The 23,901-nt window shown below is 57.5% G+C and carries 24 protein-coding genes; 12 read left to right on the plus strand and 12 right to left on the minus strand.

Translation table 11 applies throughout. The features are described 5' to 3' along the window. Nucleotides 1-48: 48 nt before the first annotated feature. Nucleotides 49-3,306, minus strand: a complete 3,258-nt coding sequence (locus F8N85_RS25110) for a DUF4347 domain-containing protein (protein WP_150806206.1) — start codon at nucleotides 3,304-3,306, stop codon at nucleotides 49-51. Nucleotides 3,307-3,695: 389 nt separating this feature from the next. Between F8N85_RS25110 and F8N85_RS25115 the strand changes: the two genes are divergently transcribed. From F8N85_RS25115 to kdgD, 6 genes are all read left to right on the plus strand, one after another. Beyond that, nucleotides 3,696-4,898, plus strand: a complete 1,203-nt coding sequence (locus tag F8N85_RS25115) for a pyridoxal phosphate-dependent aminotransferase (protein ID WP_150806207.1) — start codon at nucleotides 3,696-3,698, stop codon at nucleotides 4,896-4,898. Nucleotides 4,899-4,950: 52 nt separating this feature from the next. Next, entirely contained in the window at nucleotides 4,951-5,850 is a 900-nt protein-coding gene (locus tag F8N85_RS25120) for a transporter substrate-binding domain-containing protein (RefSeq protein WP_150806208.1), read from the plus strand. A 127-nt stretch (nucleotides 5,851-5,977) separates the two neighbouring features. After that, nucleotides 5,978-6,706, plus strand: a complete 729-nt coding sequence (locus tag F8N85_RS25125) for an amino acid ABC transporter permease (protein WP_150806209.1) — start codon at nucleotides 5,978-5,980, stop codon at nucleotides 6,704-6,706. Nucleotides 6,707-6,709: 3 nt separating this feature from the next. Continuing rightward, nucleotides 6,710-7,396, plus strand: coding sequence for an amino acid ABC transporter permease (locus F8N85_RS25130; protein ID WP_150806210.1), 687 nt, complete (start codon nucleotides 6,710-6,712; stop codon nucleotides 7,394-7,396). Next, nucleotides 7,393-8,121 (plus strand): amino acid ABC transporter ATP-binding protein, encoded by a 729-nt coding sequence (locus F8N85_RS25135; RefSeq protein ID WP_150806211.1) that lies wholly within the window; start codon nucleotides 7,393-7,395, stop codon nucleotides 8,119-8,121. Before F8N85_RS25130 ends, F8N85_RS25135 begins: the two co-directional genes overlap by 4 nt. Nucleotides 8,122-8,595: 474 nt before the next feature. Further along, on the plus strand, nucleotides 8,596-9,507 hold the full coding sequence (gene kdgD / locus F8N85_RS25140; protein WP_150806212.1) for a 5-dehydro-4-deoxyglucarate dehydratase: 912 nt from the start codon (nucleotides 8,596-8,598) through the stop codon (nucleotides 9,505-9,507). A gap of 61 nt (nucleotides 9,508-9,568) precedes the next feature. Here the strand turns inward: kdgD and F8N85_RS25145 are convergent, their stop codons facing one another. Further along, complete coding sequence (locus F8N85_RS25145) at nucleotides 9,569-10,012, minus strand: potassium channel family protein (protein ID WP_150806213.1); 444 nt, start codon at nucleotides 10,010-10,012, stop codon at nucleotides 9,569-9,571. Nucleotides 10,013-10,336: 324 nt separating this feature from the next. On the opposite strand from F8N85_RS25145, the gene F8N85_RS25150 reads away from it, so the two are divergent. Both F8N85_RS25150 and F8N85_RS25155 read left to right on the plus strand, forming a co-directional pair. After that, nucleotides 10,337-11,092 carry a hypothetical protein gene (locus F8N85_RS25150; RefSeq protein WP_150806214.1) on the plus strand — a complete coding sequence of 252 codons (756 nt, stop codon included), beginning with the start codon at nucleotides 10,337-10,339 and terminating at the stop codon, nucleotides 11,090-11,092. Between the two features lie 373 nt (nucleotides 11,093-11,465). After that, a complete protein-coding gene (locus F8N85_RS25155; RefSeq protein ID WP_150806215.1) occupies nucleotides 11,466-12,455 on the plus strand; it encodes a hypothetical protein in 990 nt (329 codons plus the stop codon). A gap of 201 nt (nucleotides 12,456-12,656) precedes the next feature. Here F8N85_RS25155 and F8N85_RS25160 read toward each other — a convergent pair whose 3' ends face one another. From F8N85_RS25160 to F8N85_RS25175, 4 genes are all read right to left on the minus strand, one after another. Then, nucleotides 12,657-13,142 carry a GNAT family N-acetyltransferase gene (locus F8N85_RS25160; RefSeq protein ID WP_191636259.1) on the minus strand — a complete coding sequence of 162 codons (486 nt, stop codon included), beginning with the start codon at nucleotides 13,140-13,142 and terminating at the stop codon, nucleotides 12,657-12,659. A 16-nt stretch (nucleotides 13,143-13,158) separates the two neighbouring features. Beyond that, entirely contained in the window at nucleotides 13,159-14,052 is an 894-nt protein-coding gene (locus F8N85_RS25165) for a DUF4214 domain-containing protein (protein WP_150806216.1), read from the minus strand. Between the two features lie 696 nt (nucleotides 14,053-14,748). Further along, nucleotides 14,749-16,200 carry a hypothetical protein gene (locus F8N85_RS25170; protein WP_150806217.1) on the minus strand — a complete coding sequence of 484 codons (1,452 nt, stop codon included), beginning with the start codon at nucleotides 16,198-16,200 and terminating at the stop codon, nucleotides 14,749-14,751. A gap of 160 nt (nucleotides 16,201-16,360) precedes the next feature. Further along, complete coding sequence (locus F8N85_RS25175) at nucleotides 16,361-16,669, minus strand: helix-turn-helix domain-containing protein (protein WP_224795741.1); 309 nt, start codon at nucleotides 16,667-16,669, stop codon at nucleotides 16,361-16,363. Nucleotides 16,670-16,710: 41 nt separating this feature from the next. Between F8N85_RS25175 and F8N85_RS25180 the strand changes: the two genes are divergently transcribed. Beyond that, nucleotides 16,711-17,913 (plus strand): site-specific integrase, encoded by a 1,203-nt coding sequence (locus F8N85_RS25180; RefSeq protein WP_150806218.1) that lies wholly within the window; start codon nucleotides 16,711-16,713, stop codon nucleotides 17,911-17,913. 327 nt (nucleotides 17,914-18,240) lie between these two features. Next, the gene (locus F8N85_RS25185) at nucleotides 18,241-18,840 is read left to right on the plus strand and encodes a hypothetical protein (protein ID WP_191636260.1); all 600 of its coding nucleotides are present in this window, start codon (nucleotides 18,241-18,243) and stop codon (nucleotides 18,838-18,840) included. A 72-nt stretch (nucleotides 18,841-18,912) separates the two neighbouring features. Here F8N85_RS25185 and F8N85_RS25190 read toward each other — a convergent pair whose 3' ends face one another. Together F8N85_RS25190 and F8N85_RS25195 are read right to left on the minus strand one after the other, a co-directional pair. Beyond that, nucleotides 18,913-19,140, minus strand: coding sequence for a hypothetical protein (locus tag F8N85_RS25190; protein WP_150806220.1), 228 nt, complete (start codon nucleotides 19,138-19,140; stop codon nucleotides 18,913-18,915). Nucleotides 19,141-19,209: 69 nt separating this feature from the next. After that, complete coding sequence (locus tag F8N85_RS25195; protein WP_150806221.1) at nucleotides 19,210-19,413, minus strand: hypothetical protein; 204 nt, start codon at nucleotides 19,411-19,413, stop codon at nucleotides 19,210-19,212. 221 nt (nucleotides 19,414-19,634) lie between these two features. Between F8N85_RS25195 and F8N85_RS25200 the strand changes: the two genes are divergently transcribed. Both F8N85_RS25200 and F8N85_RS25205 read left to right on the plus strand, forming a co-directional pair. Further along, nucleotides 19,635-19,922: a hypothetical protein gene (locus tag F8N85_RS25200; protein WP_150806222.1), complete on the plus strand. Its 288-nt coding sequence runs from the start codon at nucleotides 19,635-19,637 to the stop codon at nucleotides 19,920-19,922. A gap of 123 nt (nucleotides 19,923-20,045) precedes the next feature. Beyond that, entirely contained in the window at nucleotides 20,046-20,360 is a 315-nt protein-coding gene (locus F8N85_RS25205) for a hypothetical protein (RefSeq protein ID WP_150806223.1), read from the plus strand. Between the two features lie 183 nt (nucleotides 20,361-20,543). Here F8N85_RS25205 and F8N85_RS25210 read toward each other — a convergent pair whose 3' ends face one another. The 4 genes from F8N85_RS25210 to F8N85_RS25230 all read right to left on the minus strand — a co-directional run bounded on the left by F8N85_RS25210 (nucleotide 20,544) and on the right by F8N85_RS25230 (nucleotide 23,896). Next, on the minus strand, nucleotides 20,544-21,056 hold the full coding sequence (locus F8N85_RS25210; RefSeq protein WP_150806224.1) for a lysis system i-spanin subunit Rz: 513 nt from the start codon (nucleotides 21,054-21,056) through the stop codon (nucleotides 20,544-20,546). Next, nucleotides 21,053-21,478 (minus strand): cell wall hydrolase, encoded by a 426-nt coding sequence (locus F8N85_RS25215; RefSeq protein ID WP_150806284.1) that lies wholly within the window; start codon nucleotides 21,476-21,478, stop codon nucleotides 21,053-21,055. Before F8N85_RS25215 ends, F8N85_RS25210 begins: the two co-directional genes overlap by 4 nt. 530 nt (nucleotides 21,479-22,008) lie before the next feature. Further along, nucleotides 22,009-22,641, minus strand: a complete 633-nt coding sequence (locus F8N85_RS25225; protein ID WP_150806225.1) for a hypothetical protein — start codon at nucleotides 22,639-22,641, stop codon at nucleotides 22,009-22,011. Nucleotides 22,642-23,518: 877 nt separating this feature from the next. Continuing rightward, nucleotides 23,519-23,896 carry a hypothetical protein gene (locus tag F8N85_RS25230; protein WP_150806226.1) on the minus strand — a complete coding sequence of 126 codons (378 nt, stop codon included), beginning with the start codon at nucleotides 23,894-23,896 and terminating at the stop codon, nucleotides 23,519-23,521. Nucleotides 23,897-23,901 lie beyond the last annotated feature (5 nt).

A 23,901-nucleotide genomic window follows, 5' to 3' on the forward strand; every position in this document is an offset into this window, starting at 1 on the left:
CCCCCGCTGCTGGCCAGGCAGCCGGGGTACCTGCGTAACGCTGCAGCACTACCCCACGAAATCCCAATCTGCCGGAGCCTTGTATTGCCCCACCAGTTCGGTGGAGACCACAAAGGCATCGGCCAGCATTGCCAATGACGCGCCCTGATCCTTTTGTTGGGTCCAGAAAGCCAGACCGGCAGCATCCGGATCACGACCCAGTATCGCTTTGTAGAGCACCGCTACATCGTGGGACGACTGTCCGTTCATGGCGAAACCATTGGTAGCGTTCTCCACAGACTGGACCATGGCCAGCGCCGTCTGACCCAGGCTGCTTGTACCGCCACCGGTCATAGTGCTCCAGAACTCGAACCCACCCCCATCGGCCTGGCGCCCCAGGATGTGCTGGTACAACGTCGCCACTGCCGACTGCGTCGTGGTGGTCTGCACGGCGATGCTGGTGTCGGCGAACTTGAGGTGTTCAACGTTGACCAGCTTCACCACAGCGTTGGGGTCATCCTTGCGCGTGATCAGCGTGTAACCCGCGTGCTGTTCGATGCTGTAAGCCGACTGCGCATCCGTGAACAACCCGGTATCGGTGCCAGATCCGCCTTGTAGCAGAGCGGTCTGTGGGGTTGCCGCTTTGGACGTCGAGGTGAACGTCAGCGAGTCGTTGCCACCTCCGGCGAACACCCTGCTACCGGCTGAGGTGACCGTAAAATTCTGGCTCGCCGAGTCGCCGCTGAGCAGCTGCCCCGGCGTGTTGCCGGTGATCGACACCGCGCCCACCACCGCCGCAAACTCCACCGAGTTCAAGGTCAGGGCACTGCCTGCCGGCAACTTGCTCGCGTCGATCACCAGCGCCGTGTGCTGACTGGCGCTGGCCGTGCCGTTGATCACCAACGGCTGGCCCGGTGCCGTGCTGCCGGCAATCGGCGTGAGGGTCTGAACCAGCACATTGCCGCTGCCCAACAGCGCATTCAACGCCGTCTGGCCATTGCCGTTAAGGTGGGTCTGATCGGCCCCGCTGCTGGTCACGCCATTGATCGCGGCCTTGAGCGTGGTCAAGCCGCTAGTGACCGACGCATTCCCGGTTCCGCTGGCCGTCAGGCCATAGCCCGAGGGAATTTGCGCCAGCAGCAAGTTAGCGCCATTGCCGGTGACCAGCGGGATGTCCGCCACACTCGGCAAACCGTTCTGTTCGACTCGATCGCCGGTGATCACAGGCACTGAAACCTGCGTGCCCGTTTGCCCTCCCGGCAAGATCACGGGCTGGTTATCGACCACCACTCCGTCGACCGTAGTGCCCGGTGACGGCGTGACCACCTGGATCACCAAAACGCTGGAACTGATGCTGAGGCTCGTCGTATCCACACCTCCGTTGGCCGTGCCACCGTCATCTTTGAGCGAAGTAATGGTGACCGTGCGCTCCCCCGGGGTCGGGGCTGTCGAGGCATTGACGTAGATAATCGACTCTACCAACGCCTTGGGCTGACTACCCAGCAAACCGCCTGACAGCGTGAGGGTCACCGTGCTGTCTGAAGCCGGACCGGTGGCCACCGCGGTATAGGTGATACCGCCCTGGGTCACGCCAGCGCCGGAAACGAGGCCGATTTCGCTGCCATCAATGATCAGTTTTTCCAGGCTGCCGTTGGCGACATGGGCGATGCTCAACGACAGGCTGCTGACGGCCTGCCCCGGCTCGAACGTACTCACCGTCACGGCGCTGAACAGCGCCACTGCGATGCCGCCCTGGTTGAACTTCAGCGCGGCGCCGGTGGCGTTGAACGCAGGCGCGTCATTGACCGGCACCACGGTGACCGTGGCACTGGTGTTGAATGCCTGGACGTTATTAGTCGCGCCGTTGTCGGTCAGGCTGGTCAAGGTCACGACCCGTCCGCCCGCCGTCGGGTTTTCGCTGCTGTTGCGGTAGCCCAGGGCATCGATCAGCTGGTTCATCTTCGCATCGACGCGGGTCAGGTTACTTAAGGTGATCGTAGCCGTCTGCCCGACGACATTGACACTGTAGCTACCGACGTTGGTTATCGACCCGGAACCATTTACCAAGGCGATTTCGTTTGCGCCGACCACCAGCAGCTCATTGTTACCATCGAGCACATTGCTGACGGTCAGGGTCATGCCAGTGAATAGCTGCCCACTGTCTTGAGTCGAGGCCGCGACGCTGCTGAATAGATCCCGCATCGCGGCGTTTTCGATATAGCTGCCAGTGAACCCGGTCGCGGTCAAGGTCGGCAGGGTATCCGGACCCACCGTCAGGAAGTTGTCCACGACAAAACTGATGGCCCAGCTCGGGTCCGTGCGGCCGCTGACTTCCAGCCGGGTAATCGAGGAGGCGCTGCTGACGGTCTTACCTGACTGAGCCGCGACCGTGTCGGTAAACACCTGGGTGGCCCCATTCAAGCCTTTGACGGTGGCCAGGGTGTTGTCGTCATTGTTGAACACATCGAGACTGAGGAAACTGAACTCGCTGCCATCGACCCGTTCGATGGTCAACAGCAGCGGGCTGTTGGGCTGAATATCAGCGACCTTGAGCATGCCCCCCGAACCGAACGAAGGCATCACTCCATTGGGGTCCAGCGGTACGCCCATTTGCAGATAGACCTGGTTGTAGTCACTGCCCTGGAACGTGGCCGTGAACTTGTAGAGCCCTGAAGTCCAGGTGCTGTAAGGCTGGTTGGTGGCGGGATCGAACACTGCTGGCGCGTTATTGAAGTTTTCGGTGAGGGTAGCCAGGACGCCGCTGTACTGCTCGGCCTGCAAAATCCGGCTGGCGTCGATGACGCCGACCTGTGTCTCCAGCAGCCAACTGCCCTTGTTGCGGGCGCTACCGGTAAGGTCGCGGGAGGCAGCCACATCGGCTTGTGCCAGGTGCGCGAGGGTATCGATAAAGGTTTGCCCGGCCTCGCCCTGCGCCACTTCGCAGCCATAAATCAGCCAGTCGCCACCCGCCTTCAACGCCCCGCCCACCTTGGCCAACAACCCTGCCTGCGCCTGCAGATTAGCGCTGCACAGGGTCAAGGCGCCCATATCGATCTGTCCTGGGCTGCCGTGGCTCAACAGGTGAATAACGTCCAGCTCCCGATAATGAGCGAGACAGTCCGCCATGCCTTGCAAACCATTCGCACGGCTGTCCAGCAACACGATATCGGCATCGACAGGCATGGTATTGGCCAGGTCGTGCCAACGCTCGAGGTTATCCTGAATGAAGAACACCGCGCGGCTACCCGTGTCGCAGAGGGGCGCAGCGGTCTGCAGGACGAAATATGAACGAGTATTGGAAAAACAATTGAAAAGAGTGCCGTACATATTCACGTCCTTGTTTGTTGAAGTTTGATACCACACCACAAGTGGCCACTACCGCAAAGGTACCATCACCGTAAAAATAAATGGGCGGCGTCTAATCACGATCTTCAACCCAGGTTGTGACGAACAAGCTCCGGCATCTGTTGTTCTTCCGTACCGACCAGCTCGATGAGGTCGTGGGTTCCACGTGGGCGCCTTTGCGCCACTCGACAGGCCCTATTTTCCCGGCGTAACAGCCTGTTTATCGGCGCCTTGAACATTCTTTCCCACTCAAAAATTCATGGATCCATGTCGATTGCAAAAGCCATTTTTCTCATGTCATACTACGTCGTACAACATAAGTGGGACGCTCAGTACCCCTCGGCGGACCTCCACGGAAGGCGGGCATTTTCATGAGTTTCGAAAGTCAACGCGTCACCCAGATCTCTTCGTCCCCGAGCATGATCATCGCCATGCGCGCCAAGGAATTGGCCAGTCAAGGCCGCGACATTGTCGACATGAGCCTTGGCGAACCGGATTTCGACACCCCGGCGCATATCATCGAAGCAGCCTGCCAGGCCATGCGCGACGGTCATACCCGCTACACCGCGCCGCAGGGCACCCTGGCCCTGCGCCAGGCGATTGTCGGCAAATTCCAGCGGGAAAACGGCCTGACCTACAGCGTCGATGAAATCACCGTTGGCAATGGCGCCAAGCAAGTGATCTTCAACACCTTCATGGCCACCCTGGAAGCCGACGACGAGGTGATCATCCCCGCGCCGTACTGGGTTTCCTATTCCGATATCGTCACGCTCAATGGCGGCCGCCCGAAGGTCATACCCTGCGGCATCGACGTCGGCTTCAAGCTGACCGCCGAGGCGCTGCAAGGCGCACTGACCGAGAAAACCCGCTGGCTGATCCTCAACTCGCCGTCCAATCCCAGCGGCGCGATCTACTCCGAAGCCGAGCTGCAAGCCCTGGGCAAAGTGCTGGAAGATTTCCCCAACGTGTTGGTGATGTCCGACGAGATCTACGAACACGTGTTGCTGGCCGACCAGCCCTTCGTCTCGTTCGGCAACGCCTGCCCGCAACTGCGCGAGCGCACACTGCTGATCAACGGCGTGGCCAAGGCCTATGCCATGACCGGCTGGCGCATCGGTTATGCAGCCGGACCGAAAGCACTGATCGCCGCCATCAGCAAGATTCAATCGCAAAGCACCTCAGGCGCCAGCGCGATCTCCCAGGAAGCTTCCCGCGCCGCCCTCGAGGGCCCGCAAGATTTCGTCAGCCGCAGTGCCGCCGAATACGCCGAGCGCGGTCGCTTGCTGGTGGACGGCCTGAGCCAGTGCGCGGGCCTACGCCTGAGCGCGCCGGCCGGGGCCTTCTATGCCTTCCCCGAGTGCAGCCAGTTGCTGGGGCGCGTTACTCCCCAGGGTCGGGTCATCATCGATGACGTCGAACTGTCTGCCTACCTGCTCGATCAGGCAGGCGTGGCAGTCGTACCGGGACTGGCGTTCGGCTTGCCGGGTTACTTCCGACTGTCGTTCGCCACGTCCCGCGAGCAGATAAAAAAAGCTGTCGTTCGTATCAACGAAGCGCTTGCAGCCTTGCGCTGAAGCCTTCGTCCTTCGCTGTGCCAAAGCTGCCATAACAATATCGGAGATACCCATGTTCGATCACAAGAAAAAGCTGCTTGCCCTCGTCGTCGCTGCGTGCCTGAGCGCCAGTGCCGCGCAGGCTGACGACCTCACCGGAACACTGAAAAAAATCAAGGAACTGGGCACCGTCACCCTCGGCTATCGCGACGCATCGCTGCCTTTTTCCTACCTGAACGATGCCCAACAGCCCATCGGCTACAGCATCGAGCTGTGCCAGAAAATCGTTGATCAAATCAAGGTCAAAGTCGGCGAACCCAACCTCAAGACCGAGTATGTCTCGGTGGTTGCGGCCACTCGCACACCGCTGCTGATCAACGGCACCATCGACCTGGAATGCGGCGTCACCACCAACACCGTCGAGCGCCAGAAGCAGATCGGTTTCCTGCTCACCAGCTACGTCGCCAGCGCCAAGTACGCGGTGAAAAAAACCGCCGGCATCAACAGCGTTGCCGACCTTAAAGGCAAGTCCGTGGTGGTGATTACCGGCGGCAGCGGCGAGTGGATCACCAAGAACCTCGATCGCGAAAAAGCCCTGGGCCTGAAGATCCTCAATGCCAAGGACGGCGGCGAAGCCTTCCTGATGCTGGAGACCGGTCGCGCCGTTGCCTACATCAACGACGACGTGCAGTTGATGGCGACCATCGCCCAAAGCCGCAGCCCGGACACCTACACCTTGCTGCCCGAACCCATGTCCGCTGAACCCTATGCCATCGGTATCCGCAAGAACGATCCGCAGTTCAAGACCTTCGCTGACGACGTTCTGCGCAACCTGTACAGCAGCGGCGTGATCAACAGCCAATACCCGAAATGGTTCCAGCAGCCGATCCCGCCGAAGAACGCAGTGATCAACCTGCCCATGAGCGAAGCACTGAAAGAAGCCATCGCTAACCCGAACGATACCGGCGTCTGATCCCGACTCGTCACCGTGCCGGGCGGGTACGCCCGGATACCGGCCAATCAAGCAGGCAACAAGCGCTTGATTGGCGGGTATCCGGGTGTGCTCCGACTTCTGCTCCCTCTCAAAGGTTGGTGTTTTCATGGATTACAACTGGAATTGGGGCATCTTCTGGAGCTCCGCTCCCGGAGAGACTTCTTCGTATCTGCATTGGCTGATCATCGGCACCAGCTGGACCCTGGCGACCACCCTCGTCGCGTTCATCCTGGCGTTCCTGATTGGCGGTTTGGTCGGTACCCTGCGCACCAGCACGCTGCGACCCCTGGTGTGGCTGTGCAACCTGTACACCGAAGTGTTCCGCAACATCCCCTTGCTGGTGCAGATGTTCATCTGCTTTTTCGTGGTGCCCGAGTTGCTGCCGGTATCGCTCGGTGATTACCTCAAGCAGGATTTGCCCTACCCCTCGTTCTTCAGCGCCGTGGTGGCCCTGACCCTGTTCACCTCGGCCAAGCTGTCGGAGCTGTTCAAGGCCGGCATCGAATCGGTCGCCGCCGGCCAACGTGGCGCGGCACTGGCGCTGGGGCTGCGGCCGACCCAGATGTACCTGCAAGTGCTGCTGCCTCAGGCGATCCGCGTGGTGTTCCCACCGCTGACTTCCGAAGCGCTGAACACCCTGAAGAACTCATCGGTGGCGCTGACCATCGGCCTGATGGAGTTGACCGCGCAAGCGCGCAACGTCAGCGAATACTCGTTCAACACCTTCGAGGCATTCACCGCCGCGACCGTGATTTACGTGGTCATTTCGCTGCTGGTGACCTTCGTCATGGGTCATATCGAACGTTCCCTGGCCATCCGCGGCGCGACGAGGTAAGTCATGTTTGATCTAGATCCGAGCGTCATTGTCACGGCCATGCCGGCGCTGTGGAACGGCCTGAAATTCACCTTGCTGCTGACCCTCGTGGCCATGTCGGTGGGGATCGTTACCGGCACCTTACTGGCACTCATGCGCCTGTCGCAGAACCGCGTCCTGCGTGGCTTTGCCCTGGGTTACGTGACGGTGATGCGCAGCATCCCGCTGGTGCTGGTGATTTTCTGGTTCTACTTTCTGATGCCCTTGCTGCTGCAAATGGCCTTCGGTACTGAAAGGCCGGTGCAGATCGGTCCGGTCGTCACCGCATTCGTGACCTTCTGTATGTTTGAGGCGGCGTACTACAGCGAGATTATTCGTGGCGGTATCCAGAGCATCAGCGGTGGCCAGAAACAGGCGGCGGCGGCCCTCGGCCTGCGCCCGACGCAATCGATGATTTACGTGATCCTGCCACAGGCGTTGCGCCGCATGGCGCCGTTGTTGCTGACCCAGACCATCATCCTGTTCCAGGACACCTCACTGGTATACGTGCTGTCCATTGCCGATTTCACCGGCGCGGCAAGCAAGTTCGCCCAACGTGACGGGCGCCTGGTCGAGCTGTATTTGTTCGTGGCCCTGGTCTACCTGGTGATCTGTTATTTGCTGTCCAGCCTGACCAAACGCATGAAAAGAAACATGGGGAAAACCGCATGATCCAGATGAAGAACTTGAGCAAATGGTACGGCAACTTTCAGGTCCTGAAAAACTGCACCACCCAACTCTCGCGCGGTGAAGTGATGGTGGTCTGCGGGCCGTCCGGCTCGGGCAAGAGCACCCTGATCAAATGCGTCAATGGCCTGGAGCCGGTGCAGGAAGGCGAGATTTTCATCGAGGACCAGCCCGTCACCGGCAAGGGCGTCGACTTGCCCAAGCTGCGGGCGCGGGTGGGTATGGTGTTCCAGCATTTCGAGCTGTTTCCCCACCTGAGCATCATCGACAATCTCAACCTGGCGCAAATCAAGGTGCTGGGCCGTGACCGCGACACCGCGACGAAAAAAAGCATGGCGTTGCTCGAGCGCGTCGGGCTCAAGAGCCATGCGCACAAGTTCCCGATCCAGTTGTCCGGCGGTCAGCAGCAACGGGTCGCCATCGCGCGGGCCCTGGCCATGGACCCGATCGCCATGCTGTTCGATGAACCTACCTCGGCACTCGACCCGGAAATGGTCAACGAAGTGCTGGACGTCATGGTCGAACTGGCTCGCGAGGGCATGACCATGATGTGCGTGACCCACGAAATGGGCTTCGCCCGTAAAGTGGCCGATCGCATCGTATTCATGGACGGCGGCGAGATTATCGAAGACGTGAAATCCGAAGAATTCTTCGGCGCCCCACGCTCGGACCGCGCTCGCAGCTTCCTGTCGAAGATCTTGCAGCACTGAGTGTTCGAGGGCTTGGCGCAATACGCGTAACGTCTGAACGGCATTGGGGCTTGGCGAATAGTGATCGCCGCGGTGCGCGATGCCAGCCATTTAATCGTCAGTCCTGGATAGATATCCGCTATGGAAAATATCTTTAAGGGCCGCCGAATACTGTGGCGAGGGGGCTTGCCCCCGCTCGGCTGCGCAGCAGTCGTAAAACCGGCGGATGCGTTCTATCTGGAAAACCGCGATGGCCGGTTTTAGGGCCGCTGCGCGCTCCAGCGGGGGCAAGCCCCCTCGCCACAGTATTCGGCGGCCCTTAAAAGATGTGTCGATACCCATGTCCCTTGGCAGAAGGGACAGTCCCGATGCATCGAGTTCGCCCCCCGGAAAATTAATCGCCCCCATCCCCTTGAGCACTCTCACTCTTAGTTGTACGATGTCGTATAACATCAATACTTCTCCCACCGTGCGCTACTTAGGGTGTTTCGAACAATGAATCCACAAGAACTGAAATCCATCCTCTCTTCCGGCCTGCTGTCCTTCCCGGTGACCGATTTCAATGCCCAGGGCGACTTTCATCGCGCTGGCTATATCAAACGCCTTGAATGGTTGGCCCCTTACGGTGCCAGCGCCCTGTTCGCTGCCGGCGGCACCGGTGAGTTTTTCTCCCTGGCGGCCAGCGAATACTCCGAGATCATCAAGACCGCCGTTGATACCTGCGCCACCAGCGTGCCCATCCTCGCCGGTGTCGGTGGTTCGACCCGCCAGGCCATCGAGTACGCTCAGGAAGCCGAGCGTCTGGGTGCCAAAGGTCTGTTGCTGCTGCCGCACTACCTGACCGAAGCCAGCCAGGACGGGGTGGCCGCCCACGTCGAAGCGGTGTGCAAGTCGGTGAACATCGGGGTGGTGGTCTACAACCGTAACGTCTGCCGCCTGACCGCGCCGCTGCTTGAGCAATTGGCCGAGCGCTGCCCGAACCTCATCGGTTACAAGGATGGGCTGGGTGATGTCGAGTTGATGGTGTCGATTCGTCGTCGCCTGGGCGATCGCTTGACCTATCTGGGCGGTCTGCCGACCGCGGAAGTCTATGCGGCGGCGTATAGAGCCCTGGGCGTGCCGGTCTACTCTTCGGCGGTGTTCAACTTCATCCCGAAAACCGCGATGGACTTCTATCGCGCCATCGCTCGTGACGATCACCAAACCGTTGGCAAGCTCATCGACGACTTCTTCCTGCCCTACCTGGACATTCGCAACCGCTGCCCAGGTTATGGCGTGAGCATCGTCAAGGCCGGCGCGAAAATCGCCGGTTACGATGCAGGCCCGGTGCGTACCCCGCTCACCGACCTGACCGCGCACGAATACGAAATGCTCGCCGCGCTGATCGACAAGCAAGGCCCGCAGTAAAAAACCAATGATTCAAAACCGTTGAGCAATCAGCGGTTTTTTTGTTTCTGCAGAAGTGAGATCAGGGCTGGTCGTCGCTGGCTTTTTTTGTGTGAGCCGCCACGTAAATATGATTCACCATCGCGAAAAATAATCCCGTGGACAACCCGCACATGAGGATGCCAGTCAATCCCTCTATCGGTCCAAACAATCGCCACGGACTCGCGAGCACCACTTCACCGTAACCTATCGTCGCGTAGGTCACCCCGGAGAAGTAAAGCGCCGTTTCGAGATCGGGCAGGCATTCCTGCCACAGGTAAAAGGCCGCCCAGATCGATATCTCAATGACATGGAGCAGTATCAGGTAACAGGCCGCCCATACGAGCCTGCGGATAATGGCCCAGAGGTGGGTCTGAGACAACAATGCCCACCGAGACAGCGCCTTCAGCATCAGGGCCATGCCGACGGCATGCACGACCACGGTACTGGCCGCCAGCCCCCATGCGAAAAGGATGTTTAATGACATTGAGGTTCCTTGGCTGGAGTTCTACTCGCAGCCTGTTTTCTCCTGCCCAACTGCAGTCAGTCAGAAAACCGGCACCGCCCGAACGACTGCAATGACGGTGACCTGACCTGACCTCGCTCACGAAGCATAGGCGCACCTATCTGATCGCTCCACAGATCGACTGATCGCACTACACTCCACCAGGGCAGCAAAGAATTTATACGTGTCGCTCGCAACGCAATTCAAACGGGCTGCTTGCCATGGCCGGCGCGGCCATCGCATGCGACGCGAGCCTTCCCCACGACGGCAGGAATGCCAAGGTGATGCGATGGGCAATTTTCTCTCATGAACCATCTCGTTATCGGGCTCATCGCCTTCGTCGCTATCTTTGGCGGCGCGCTTATTGGCCTCTTTGCTGCGCGGGCTCTGCCCGAGCATCACCTCAGCAATGAGTCGCGCAATGCGATCTCCGTTTCGGCGGCGATTGTCGGCACGCTTTCGGCGTTGGTGATCGGCCTGATGATCTCGACGGCGAACAGTTCGTTCTCGACACGCTCGAGTGAAGTCTCCAGGATCGCCGTCGACATCGTCCGCATCAACCGCGTGATGCAGCGTTACGGACCAGAGGCAGAAGATGCCCGCGTCAAGCTGCGCGACTACGCGAGGGCGAAAATGCAGGAGTTGTTCCCGGCGGCGGGGGAACCATTGCAGTCCACCGAAGCGACTGTCCGGATGATGGAGGCGACACAAGAATCGATTCTATTGCTGGTTCCGACTGACCCGAGACAGCGCTGGCTGCGCTCCCAGGCGCTCACGCTTTCGGACGATGTATTACAGGCGCGCTGGCTGCTGGCGGAACAGCGTGCCAGCAACATTCCGATGCCGTTCCTGATCCTGCTGATCTTTTGGCTGAGCCTGGTTTTCGCCAGCTTCGGCTTGTTCGCACCTCGCCATGCCACGACTATCGCCGTTTTCTGCCTCTGTTCGATTGCGGTGTCGGGAGGCATCACAATGATTCTGGAGTTGGACTCGCCCTTTTCCGGCCTCGTCCATGTCTCCGGCGAGCCGATGCGCCAAGCGCTGGCCGAGATCATCCGTTGATCAATCTAGAAGACAGGTCGGTCAACACATCACATTCGCCTGGCCGAAGACCTCACGATGCCCGGACTGAGACACGCGAGTATCTCCTTTTAGCGGTCACTGCATGGCCACAGCCATATGAGCGCCGATGTTGGCCGTACGGACCTATCTTTACTTTCTACTACCGACTTCGCAGGCAATCCAAAAAAATCTCAGCGTTGAATTATCAAATGTGTTTTCACACAGCCTGGACCCGAAACGGTCGGTGAAGGCGCCTATTAAATCGATGAGCGGTTGAAGGAGTAAACTTCGGTAATACGGCTCGTCGCTGGCTATAAATCTCGATGATCTATAGATTGATGTCTATCTGATATCACTTATGCAGGAAGCAGCAATGAAGTATCTAACGAGGCTTTGTTACAACACGGAGAACTGGAAGAAACCCTCGGGCGTAGCGCCCGCCAAAGAAGTTAAAAGCTCCCACACAAGTAAATTCGGGTTCGGCCATGAGGAATGGCTCTTCAGAGATGATTGGGTCGTTGATGGTTGGCGTTATGCGTTCGTGCAAGGGGTGAACAAAAGTCGAAAGCGGTTGCTCAAGGACGCGCAGCCATTCGATCTGCACCTTTTCAGCATTGAGCCAAACGCCAAACGGCGGTACGTGGGTGAAATTCGAGAAGTGGAAGCCCTTACCGACCATCAAGCGCAAGATGCGCTTGAATTGTTCAAAGAAAAGGGCTGGCATCGAGAGATGCGTGAAGAAATTGCCCAGATTGGTCGCAATCCAGAGGACTTGGGGCGTGACGAGTATGCCACACACGTATTAAACATCCGATTTCGGTTGGATAACGTCACGCTTTACGACGCTGAATACTCGAAATCCGGCGATCCAATCATAGAGCGGTGCAAGCACTATCAGCTCTATTCTGTGATGGTCCAGGGTGACCAAACACCTGGTGGACGGCGCAAGCCTAATGGCAAGGATTGGATCACCATCCCCAACTTCAAGCCCACCACCAGGACGGTGACTTATCAGCGCACACCCGAGCATGCAAGGATGCAGGAGAAACTATTTGAGCAGCTGAAGAAAGATTATCCAGCCGCCAAGGTTCTTATGGAACATGAGTACATCGACATAATTGTAGAGACCGATGATGCTCTCACCCTCTATGAGATTAAGTCAGATCTGTTGCCTCGCACCGTCCTGCGGCAAGCTATCGGGCAGTTACTCGAATACGCCTACCATACTCAGGTGCGCAAAAAAACGATCAGTTTGGTTGCGGTGGGACGAGAGCCCTTATCCGGCGACGATGTGGAATATTTGAAATTGCTGCAGAGCGAGTTTGACTTGCCGTTGAGCTATCTGTGCGTACCTCTGGATTGAGTAACATCCGACTCCTTTTGATCCAGGCTGGCCCCTGAGTCGGCTCAGGTAGCCACATATGGGGCTGAACGATCTGCACGGCTATTCAGGTTTAGCCCAGCCCGAGACGAACTGCGCAAGGTCCAGCTTTTAACGTGTCCCGCGAGTTTTCACACAGCCTGGACCCATTGCGCACGTACAGCACACAGACACCTGTGTTAGTCAGCCCCGTATCGTCCAGAGCATGGTCTGAACCCTGATATGCGGATGACTGACTAACTGTTCCCATTCATCCATGAAAGAGAAGCCCTGCCTTAGATAGAAGTTCGCGGCGCGGGCGTTGTCTGGAGAGACGTCCAGAAAAACCCGATCATGGCCTTTTCCTGTCGCGCGGAATTTCACCGCCTCGACCAGCCGCGTTGCGACGCCAGAGCCACGTGCAGCGGGTTCAACCCACATTCCGATCAAGTTATAGCGATTCGCTTGGCTGACCCCGCCACCGATCATTCCCAGCGGTTTATCGTCCTCGATGGCCAACCAGAATTCCGTCCCGGCCGCTGACGAGGCGCGGTCTTTCCACTGCTCGTCGGTGTAATCAGCGGCCGTTTGGTAACTCACACCAAAGGCTGTCGGCGTGTCCAACAGCGCGGCAAGACGGACTTGCTTCAACAGCCTCCAGTCTGTTGCTTGGGTCAATCGAATCTCCATGACCTTCCTCCCCAGCCTACATCCAGATCCCGTCTTTCAAGGCGGCGGTTGTGCCGTTGACGTTCTCGATGCTTTCGGAAAAAGCGACCAGCATTTCATGGGGCTGCATGCCGTTTTCCGCGGCCTTGCTCCAGTACTGAAAACCTGTGGCGTCGGGCTCGCGATGCAGGACGTGCAGGTAGTAGTTGTTGATCAGCTGGGTGGTGTCATTGGTCGGGTTTATCGACTTGAACTCATTGCTGTCGACCACACCTTGTGCGACCTGGGTCAGGCTGGCACCTGCGTCCATTCGCTCGATCCAGAATTTCAAGCCCGAGACATCGGGTTTGCGATCAAACGCGGCTTGGTAGATACGGTACGCGGAGCCGGCGTTTTCACCGGGTTTAACGTCCAGCGCAAGCACCGAGCCGTCGCCCATGGCAATACGCTCGATACCGTTCAAGGTGTCGACCTTGCCCAAGGTGCTGACCTTGTAGCCGCTGCCACTGGCGCTGATGGCCACTTTGTTGCGACCGCCGTCGTAATACGCCGTGTCGACGCCCGGACCACCGACGAAGGTGTCATTGCCGGTATAGCCGTAGAACCCATCATTGCCGTATGAGCCAATGATCGTGTCGTTGCCTTTCAGAACCTCCGTCATTAGCCCGGCAACACTGGAGTTGAGCGCTTTCTGGTAATCAAGGCTCAGCCCGGAGATGCTGAGAACAGGGGTGCCGCTCTGGGACCAATACATTCCGGTCACCAAGCCCGCGGTAACGCCGGTGGAATTGTAGGTAAAGAAGCCACGGACATCGATGGTGTGAACGCCGTCCGTTAGCTGATAACCCGACGAAGTGAGTATCGAGAGATGACCATCCCAATCGCTGATGTCATAGCTATCTTCAGGCCGGTGGAACGTAAGGGTAGTCATGGAGGGTCCTTCTCCTTAGGTATTGAAACGCCATCATCTCATAGCCACGCTTTAGGGTTGCCTATGATTGGAAGCCGGCCCAGCGTGTCTCAAGCGTTGCCAACTCTCAACTTTCGTAGCCACTGATACGTTTGATATAGGTTGTGATCCGCTGGTTGAGCTCGGCCTGGGTCTGAAGGAGTGCCTGTATTGAGTGTTAATCACAGAATATTTGTATGGGTTAACTTTTCTACGGGCAAAAAAAAACGCCTGGGGAGAATTCCAAGGGCGTCGGCGGGGATGCAACATTGTGTAATTACAGGGTGTTCAAGAGGCTCGCACAGACTTGTTTGCGCGATCAAGGAAAACCGTAAGTGCGCTGTTCAGCAAGATATAAGTCAAGTGATAAATAACAAAAATGCAGCAGGGTTCACGTTTCCAACCTTTTCACCCCGTCGGGCTAGCTGCACGGCGCGATTATAAAGCCCTCGAGCGCGGCCCGCTGATTCATCCGACAGAATGCGGTGAAGTGTCGTTTTGGGATATGCAGCACGGTTTCATTGAAAATATTTCTGCTCCTGATGATTGATTGGTCTTGAGGCCAGGTAGTTTTATCAAATCGCGCCCATTAAAAAACCCGCCCTTTTAAGGGGGCGGGTCTTTCGAGAGCCCTTCACCAGACCCGAAGGCCTGGTGTTGGATTCACATCAGCGATGGTCAGACGTAGCTAACAACACCGTTTGCGAACGACAGGTGATCAGCAGTAACGCCAACCAAGTTGATCACAGCGGCATCGTTGGACGAAGTGAAAGCGCCGTCTGCGCCAACAACAGCAGTAGCGCTACCTACTGCGTTGGTTTCGATAACAACTTGAGTACCGTTAGCGCTCTTAACGAAGAACACTTCCAGAGCAGAGTTGTTGCCAGCGCTCAGAGCGCCAGCGTTGAAGGCGTAGCTCGAACCCAGAACGATTGCATCGCCAGTACCGAACGCAGTACCTGCGCCGATAGCGAAATCGCTAGTAGTAACTTTGGTTGGGAAGAAGAATACGTCTTTTGCAGCAGTACCATCAGTAGCACCAGTCAATGCAGTGATGGCGATTTTGCCAACGTTTGCAGTGTTGAACGCAGTGATAGCAGCAGTAGCGTCAGCAGATGCTTTGTTCAGGATGACGTACTGGTCAACGACCGCTTTGGCAGTAACGATTGCAGTATCAGCAGCCTGAGCTTTAACCAGTGTGTCAGCAGCGGTAATGGCTGCAGCAGCTTTGGCAGCGTAGTCGGTAGCTTGAACGAGAGGTGTAACGGCGTCAGTGTCGATTGCTTCCAGAGTGGCTTTGGTCGAAAGAACCAGAGCAGCAGCCTTATTTACAGCCAGACCTTTGTCAGCAGCGGCGTTGAAAGTAGCACCGTAGGTAGCAACTTTGTTCAGCTCGGTCACAACTGCAGCACGCTGAACAGCGTTGGTAGCTGTGTTGATCAGGTAAGCGTACACAGCAGCAGTGTCAGCAAAAGGAGCACCACCAGCAGCAGTACCCAGAGTAGTCAGGGTAACGGTTGCGCCAACAGCACCCAGAGCAGCAGTCACACCTGTTTCAGCAGCAGCTTTTGCCGAGGCAGCAGCAGTTTGATCCGCAGGAGTACCCAGAGTTGCTTTTTGAGCAGCCAGAGCAGCGTCGAAAGCAGTAACAGCAGCAGTGCCGCCAGTCAGAGCAGCAACAACTGCTTTGGAAGCAGCAGCAGCTGCGTTGGCGTTGGTCACGTTAGCAGTCAGTGTTGCGGTAGTGGCGGCGTCAACTGCTGTACGAGCAGTGTTAGCAGCGGACAGCGCATCCAAAGCTTCGAAAGAATTAAGGGAGCCGTCTTTAACGTTAGCACCATTGAGTGTATCCGCATCAGCCATACCGTCTTTAGTAGGGTTGGCAACAGCTTGTGCTTTAGCGTAAGTGTCGATTGCGGCAGCAGCAGCAGACACAGCATTGATCAGGTTAACGCCTGGAGTCAGACCAGCCAGGGTACCGTTGGTGATACCGGCGATAGCGGTGGCAACCGAAGCAGGAGTGCTGTCTACGCCAACCAGTACAGCTGCACCAGCGGTAGGGTTGTAAGCAGTACCAGCAGCGTCAATCCAAGCCTGTGGGTAATCGAAAGCTAGTAAAATCAACTTCATAGAGACATTTTAAATGTCTTTAAAGACATTTTCCTACGGATATCCCACTCTATCGATTCAGCCTATGTGGTGACAGCGGGGAGTTTCGTATAAGCGATGCTCTGTAAGTCAATGATTTTAAAGGCCGCAAATAAAGCCTCCAACCCCTCCTTATCCCCCTTCACACCTGACCCGCGTTCTCCGCAGCCATCTGCAATGCACTACTGCTCACCTGCAATGTGAAGCCGCCAGCAGGCTGACCTTCTATTACCTGGATGCCAGCCTCTTCAAAGGCTGCCTTGATTTTCGAAACCGTAGAGAGCCGCGGACTGGTGGCGTTGGACTCGAGTCTTGCGAGAGCGACCAAGGAAACACCTGAACGCTTTGCCAGCATTGGTTGCGTCCAACCCAAGGCGCTCCGAGCGGCACGGATCATGGACACGACTAAGACTTCTTGCCTTAAAGACATTTTAAATGTACTTTCAGTCATCTTTCATATCCTTTGGCACCTTTAAAAATGTGGAGACCATTATGAGCATCATTGCTCTATCCGCCAAGAAACTTAAATCTCTGAGCTGTCCGCCCGGTAAAGCCAAGGAAAATGTATGGGACTCGGGCTGTAAGGGCCTGATGCTCGAGCTGCGTGAAAGCGGGGGTAAAACCTGGTATCTGCGATACGTAACCCCTCGTGGGAAGCAGCGCCAATTTCGCCTGGGCGATGCCAGTGTGATCTCATTGGAGCAGGCCCGGAAACGGAGCGACGAGCTCAGAGGCCAAATTGCACTCGGCAATGACCCCTTGGACGCCAAGAAGGTGCTGAAGCAAGTACCTACCTTTGCAGTCTTCGTACAAGAGCGGTACATGCCGTTCATTAAAGGCTATAAACGTTCCTGGCATATTGATGAGTCTTTGTTGAGAAACCATCTGTTGCCCGTGTTTGGGAAACTTTATCTAGATGAGATAACGAAAGATGACGTTACTGCACTCCATCTGAAGCGACGTGCCACCGGCGGTGCGCCTGCTTCAGCGAACCGGCTTCTCATTTTGATGCGTTACATCTTCAATCTCGCGGTTCGCTGGGAGACGCCAGGCGTTTTGAAAAACCCCACTATTGGCATCCCATTATTCGAAGAGAACAATAAACGGGAACGCTACCTTTCTCCTGAAGAAGCAAGCCGGTTGTATGGTGCTATTCAAGCTAGCGACTCTAAAATGCTGAAATTCATCATCCCAATGCTTATCTTCACCGGCGCAAGGAAACGCGAAGTATTAGACGCGCGATGGAGCGATTTCGATACCGTTAAACGGGTATGGAGAATTGCAATCAGCAAGTCAGGAAAGGTGCGTCACGTGCCGCTGTCTTCAAGTGTCTTGGAGCTGCTTGCAGAGGTCAAAAAAGGACAGGAAGGTAGTGACAAGCAACCGGCGGATAACGAATGGGTATTTGCAAACCCCGATTCCGGAAAACCATATGTGCAAATATATTATGCGTGGGATACAGCACGCAAGCGTGCAGGACTATTGGATTTCCGCATTCATGATCTGCGTCATACTTTCGCCAGCTTCCTTATCAATGCTGGGCGGTCTCTCTATGAAGTGCAAAAAATATTGGGTCATACACAAATCAAAACTACACAACGGTACAGCCACCTATCACAGGATACGCTTCTTGCTGCGGCGAACACCGCTGTAGAGGCATTAGGGCAATCATTTGCTATGACTAGTCAAAATTGACGCATTGTTGGAAATACCTGAACTTAATTAAACCGCCACCGTGCTAATAACCATGAAGGCAAGCGATCGATATGCCCCGCCTTTAGACTTCGAGTGGTATCCCGTGGAACCAGGGGCAGGGCCTGATAGTTCGCAAACCGCCGTACTTTTTGGAGCGGATTCTCGGCTCGCCCCCCTCCTTGGAGTTGAGCCTCTCGGCTAATCCGCACTTCTAGCACGGGCAACCTCGGCAGAACAAAGGCATACTGATGGCCAATTTTACGGCGCTGACCGGTGTCCACAGCGGCACAAGAGAAGCACGTTTGAACCGTACTTATCGAGATGATAATGGAAAGAATTTTTGAACCATGGATTGGCGCCAACTACCAGACGAACAGCGCGCACAACTGCAGGATCCTGATTCTCGGTGAGTCGCACTACGGCAAGCCCACCGATGCGAGGCTGGACTTCACGAATTACATTGTCGGGCGCTACGCAATCACAGAACGGCGGAGATTCTTCACCGTGGTCCAGCGCCTCGTCTCGCTGGATACGAAGCGCGGGAGCTACTCAGTGGCCAGCAAAAGAGCCTTTTGGAATTCGGTCGCGTTCTGTAACTATGTGCAGGCGATTGTTGGGCTCAAAGCTCGCAATAGGCCGACACCTGCGATGTGGGACACGGGGGCAAGAGTACTGCTGCAGGTGCTCAAAGAGGCACAGCCTGAGGTAGTTGTGGTTCTAGGACTGGAGCTCAAGAAGTACCTTCCTGCCCTTCCTGCGGGAGTCGAGTTTGCCTACATCAAGCATCCCTCAGGCCGGGGTATGAAATATTCCGATTGCCAGCCGCCGATTCGTGCGGCAATCGAGCGTGCGATCGCTGCGCGTAGCGTTATTGAAAAGCCGGAACCTTCGTCAGATAAGGGTGATCTGTGTGATGACAACAGTTAGCCGGTAAGAGAGGAGGGAGTGCCATCTAGGTTCGCAACCAACTCCCGCTCATATCCGGTCCACTGCCAGCATTCAAACAGCCAGAATCCTCAGTCGTTGCTCAAGCGCCGACTCGAACACCAGATAGAGATTCTCGGCGTCGCCAGCCCTCAATGCGCCAGCCGTCTCCAGGCCCAGCACAAAGCCTTCGGCTCTCGCACCGGCCTTCACCGCGACAATCATGGAATCAGCCCGCCCGATCTGTGCCAGCAACCGGTCAGCCTCGCGCTTCGTTCTCGGCCCCAACACGACATCTTCCACAATTGCCATCCTGCCTATGATCCACATCGCGATAGACAAGCCATGATGTGGGCCGTTCAAAAAAGCAGCTCAATGAAGCGTCCGCACCGGACCACCCAGCGACCGAGATACATACTCTGACATCGCCGTCATGAGCGCTTCCGCCTCCAGGCGAAGGCACTCGACCTCCTCGGCCGACTTCACGCCTTGCGCTTCGTTGTACCGGCGCAATGCCTGCAGGGCCTGCTGCATTAGTGGCTCCCCTGCAGCTATCTTCTCGTCCAGATCCCCCATGCTGCCCTCCATTGCCGATCATTTGATCAGGGCAGTATAGTCAGAATTACACCGCGATTCTCAAGGGGTAAGGCAAGGTACTCAGGGTAAATGAAACCGGGTACTTCATTACTTTGGATACCCGGTTTACACCCCTCGTACACGGTCAGTGGTACAAAAATTGGTAAGGACTTTAACCCCTCGCCAACGCCCTGCTGAAGCGATCAGCATTAGGAGTATTTATGAAGCAGACAGGTTTCTCCGCAGCAAACGCTGCTCAAATTATCAAGTTAGCGTTCGCCCCGATGCGCTGCGAAGCAGAGCCCTGGGACTATGACCACCGCATACGATTTCGGGTGTTCGATAGCTCTGACGAGCCAGCGCTAACGGTTGAGGAGCTGCTGAAACACGAGTTTTCTAATGCGAGTAGTCTCGAATCAGCTATCAACTCTTGGCGCAGCCGTTTAGCGCAGCGTGGCTTTGACCTTGACCGCTGGGTATTCCCAAGAGATGACCAGTACGCGACCTAGCTTATTAGCTTTGGATCAGCAGCAGCCTCACGCAGGCGTAGCGCCTTTACAAGAATGCTATCCGGCCCAGCTAAGGTTTCCCGTAATTATGCCGATAAAGATGCAATATCTCGGAGAACCGTTATGACCGATTACAACTTCACAAAATCGATTCCAAAACAGGTATTCGTGACCACCGCACAACTCGTGCCCTGGCCATTGGACTGGTTGATGCGGAAAAGTATTGATGCGTTTAGCGGTACCGTCGCGACTCCAGAAAATCAAGCAGCGGCGGCTGCATCGGTAATTCGGGCGGGAAAAGAATCTGGTGTCGATGAGATGGAGATCACAATGAGCCACGAGGCGGGTCTTAATTTCAAAGCTCCAATAGAGGGTGTAAATATTTCAATGAAGGCTGGCGCGGAGGGGACGATCACAATGAAGGTGAAATACAAATGAATTGTTGATGTGCCGACTACGCATCCGCGCAGGTTCCATACGGGAACCTTCCTGGTTGCGATCCCGATATTCATTCACTCCGGCATACAGTTGAGTTCGGCAGGACGTTAGTCGGCATGCTACCTATTCCGCTTTTTCTACATGGATAGAGGCCATGCTAATTTTTGCGACCGCGAATGTAGGTCAACGCGCTACCGCCCTGACATAAGCCTGGCACGCCGCCAGTGCGATCAGTCCTTGGTCACCGGCGTCGGTGATTCCGATAATTCGTTGAGCATGCGCTGGGTCAAGTCGGGCGCGTGCTCCTCCATGAACCACGCCGCCGGCGCCGGTACCGGCTGGCACTGAGCAACCACCGGCTGGATCCTCGGCAAGGAGGACTGACAGCCGCAGATCAGAAGTGGCAAGGCGATCACGCAGGCGAGCCTGATTGGTTTGAGCATCGCTCAGTTCCTTGTAGTGGGTTTGTTCGCTGGCCGATAAACGTTGCTCGAGCGCGAGGCGCTTGTCCTGATCGGTGCGAGCCCGGGTGGCGGCCGCATTGCTGATGACGGCCAGATCGACCTGATACGCGGCGGACTGGTCAGCGAGCTGCTTGCCGTATCGCCAGTCCTGTACCTGCCAGGCTGCGCCCGCCGTCAGTAGCAATAGGGCCAGGCCAATCACCGCCGACAGCTTTAGCGCTGCGGGACTCATGGCACATCCCTGAAAAAGACGTGGTGCCCGAGCTTCAGCGTCTGCTTCGCTCCCACAGTCCAAGCTGGTGCTTTCGGCATGGTGGTCGCGTAGTAGTGGGTCGCACCACCTGTAGGATCTGGCGCGGTACCGGCGATTACCTGGTCGGCTGCTCGCTGCGCCTGGGCGAACTGCCCGGCCGGGATCGGCTTGCTCCCACTGAGATAGGCGAAGTTCGGGTCGTTCTTGTTCCAGCAGCTGAACTGCCAGGCCTTCAGGCACACGCCGGCATAACCCTCGCCCCACCAGGACTTGGCCAGGCCGTCGTGTACCCGGTTGCGGATGGTCCAGGCCACGGCGATCTGCCCGGCCAAGCCTTCGCCGCGGGCTTCGCCCCACAGCGTGCGCGCGAGGATGTCGCGGTCTTTCTCTTCGGCCGTCATCAGGTTTCTCCAGACAAAAAAACACCCGCATTCGGCGGGCCTTGGGGGACACACAACAACCGCACGCGGCGGCCAGGGGGGCGGCGGCACCGCGCGCGCCAGCGGGGCGGCGAACTGGCCCAGGTAGCGGCACTCCGCGGCCAGCGTTCGCGGGCTGTGGATCGCGGGGTTGGGCAAGCCCAGGGCCGCCGCGCACCACTCGCTGCAGAACTGCGACGTCGGGTCCACTTGGTTGCGGTTGAACAGCTGACTGTAGGTCAGCGAGTACCAGCCATAGCTGTGGCCGTCGGTCGCCGCGAAGTAGGCCAGGACGCGGGCCGGGTCGGCCCAGGGCAGCTCGATCAGCTCCCACTTCTCGGGGTCGAGCTCGATCACCTTGGCCCGCACCCCGTGGTCCATGATCGAGCTGGAATAACAGACCCCCGCGACCACCAGCTCGCAGTGCGAGTAGGGCGAGCCCGACCACCACTGAATACACCGCGCGCCGAGCCGGGTGTCATCTTTTCGCACCGCCAGTTGCACGCTCATGCTCAGGCTCCTGGCAAGGTGTAGTCGATCAGCACCGCGGCCAATTGCTCGGCGCTGCTCGCGGCGCGGAGCTGGTCGTCGATGCCCTGCCGGCGGCCGGTCAGGTAGGCCGAGACGCTGGCGAAGGCGGTGACCTTGTCCAGGGTGCGCGCCAGGTATTCGTCGCGCTCCAGGCCGCGGGCGGCGGCCGCAATGTCGATCCACGGGGTTGCCGCGGCGTGGTCGGCGCCCCAGGCCACCGCCTCGGCGCGCTGGCGTTCCCAGGTGGCGATCTCGGCAGCCGGGTAGTCCGCGGTCAGCGCGGCAATCGCCGCTTCGTACTGCGCGTTGTTGCTGGCCGTGAGGCCGGGCCGCAGGGCGTCGGCCATCGCGCTGATTTCTTCGGCGCTGAGCGGCACGATTTCGTGGGTGACCACCACCACCTGGCGCTCGGCATCGACGGTCAGCAGCTCGGCGCCCCAGCGCATGCCGGCCGCCAGTTCGCCGTCGGCATTTTCTTCTGGCCACCAGGCCAGCTCCCGCACGCCTTCTGATTCGGCCGTCCACGAGAGGTCGACCAGGGACTCCGGCAGTAAGCCTTGCAGGAAGCTCGGCAGTGGTTCGCGGGTGGCGATGTGGTTCTGTACCTTTACCATAATTCAATCCTCACTCCGCCATTGCCGCCAACATTGCCCGTACACGGACCACCTCCGCCAGAGGCCGAGCCTCCCGCACCGCCGCCCCAGTCGCCACCTTTGGAAGTTGTATACATACTCCCCGTAGCATTTCCATCTCCACCCCACCTGAACGCATAGCCATTCGCAGGAGGAGTAGAGGGGTTATCGGGTATTGAGTACAGGCCTCCGCCACCGCCTTTAAAACTACCCACTCCGCTTCCACTACCGGCGATCCAGTTAGTAGACGAAGGATATCCACTAGTGCCCCCCGCGCTTGACAGACTCACACTTCCCGCAATGGGGGGATAAGATGCGGGCGCTGACCCACCGACCCCGCCGTCCCCCAGTGGGCCACCCGCACCGCCTCCGCCACCACCGCCCCCGTCGCTGTTTCTATACCCCGCTCCACCGTTACCGCCTTTTGTTAGTACATCGCCGATAACCCCCGTTCCGCCTATGCCCCCGGGGTATGTCGAAACCCCGTCACCGGTAGATATTTTGCCCCCGGTGGCAAGTAAGGATTTCCCCAAGAAGGACGCCGACGTATCTCCGCCATTACCCAGCGAGCCAACCCCGATTGAATAATCAAGGGAGAAAGGTGCCCCGGTTAACGCGATAATATTAGTACCGGCGTATCCACCGCCGCCGCTGCCGCCTAGCGCTCTACTAAGGGTAACGGTAGGGGAACCGCCGCCTGCCGCTACCGCATGCACCCGCGCAAACGAATAGCCTGCCGGTATTTGAATCTGGCCTGTACCGCTTCTAATGTCGATGGTGGTCGGCTGTATGCTTTTAATCTGTCGCACCGTCCCCAGCGGATTACCCAGCGGATTACCCAAGGGGTTACCGTAAGCCATTAGTAGTCCTTCCAAGCTGCGGAAACCGTAACACCGGCCGCCTGCGCAACTAACAGCGATACATCCAGAGTTTCATTCGGCCCCAATTCCAGCGTGGCGTTAGGCGCAATATCGAAGGTTAGTTGTGGGCGTTTCGCCGTCAGTAACAGCGTATAGGCGGCAAAGGCCTCAGACCGGAACGCCTTACCTGCCTTGTTCAGATCGACGCCCGTGGCGGTTAACGCGCCGTTCGGGGTGGCACGAACACTGGTGACGACGCAACCGTTGGGGCCTGCAGTGACCAGCACCGTCCCGGCGGTGCCGATGGCGGTGGCAGCAGTAAGGACTACAGCGTTAGTTCTCGGCGTTTGTGCAAAAGGGGCTTCAAATGTGTTCATGGTTA

The sequence above is a fragment of the Pseudomonas fluorescens genome, assembly GCF_902497875.1.
Classification (GTDB): Bacteria; Pseudomonadota; Gammaproteobacteria; order Pseudomonadales; family Pseudomonadaceae; genus Aquipseudomonas; species Aquipseudomonas fluorescens_BR.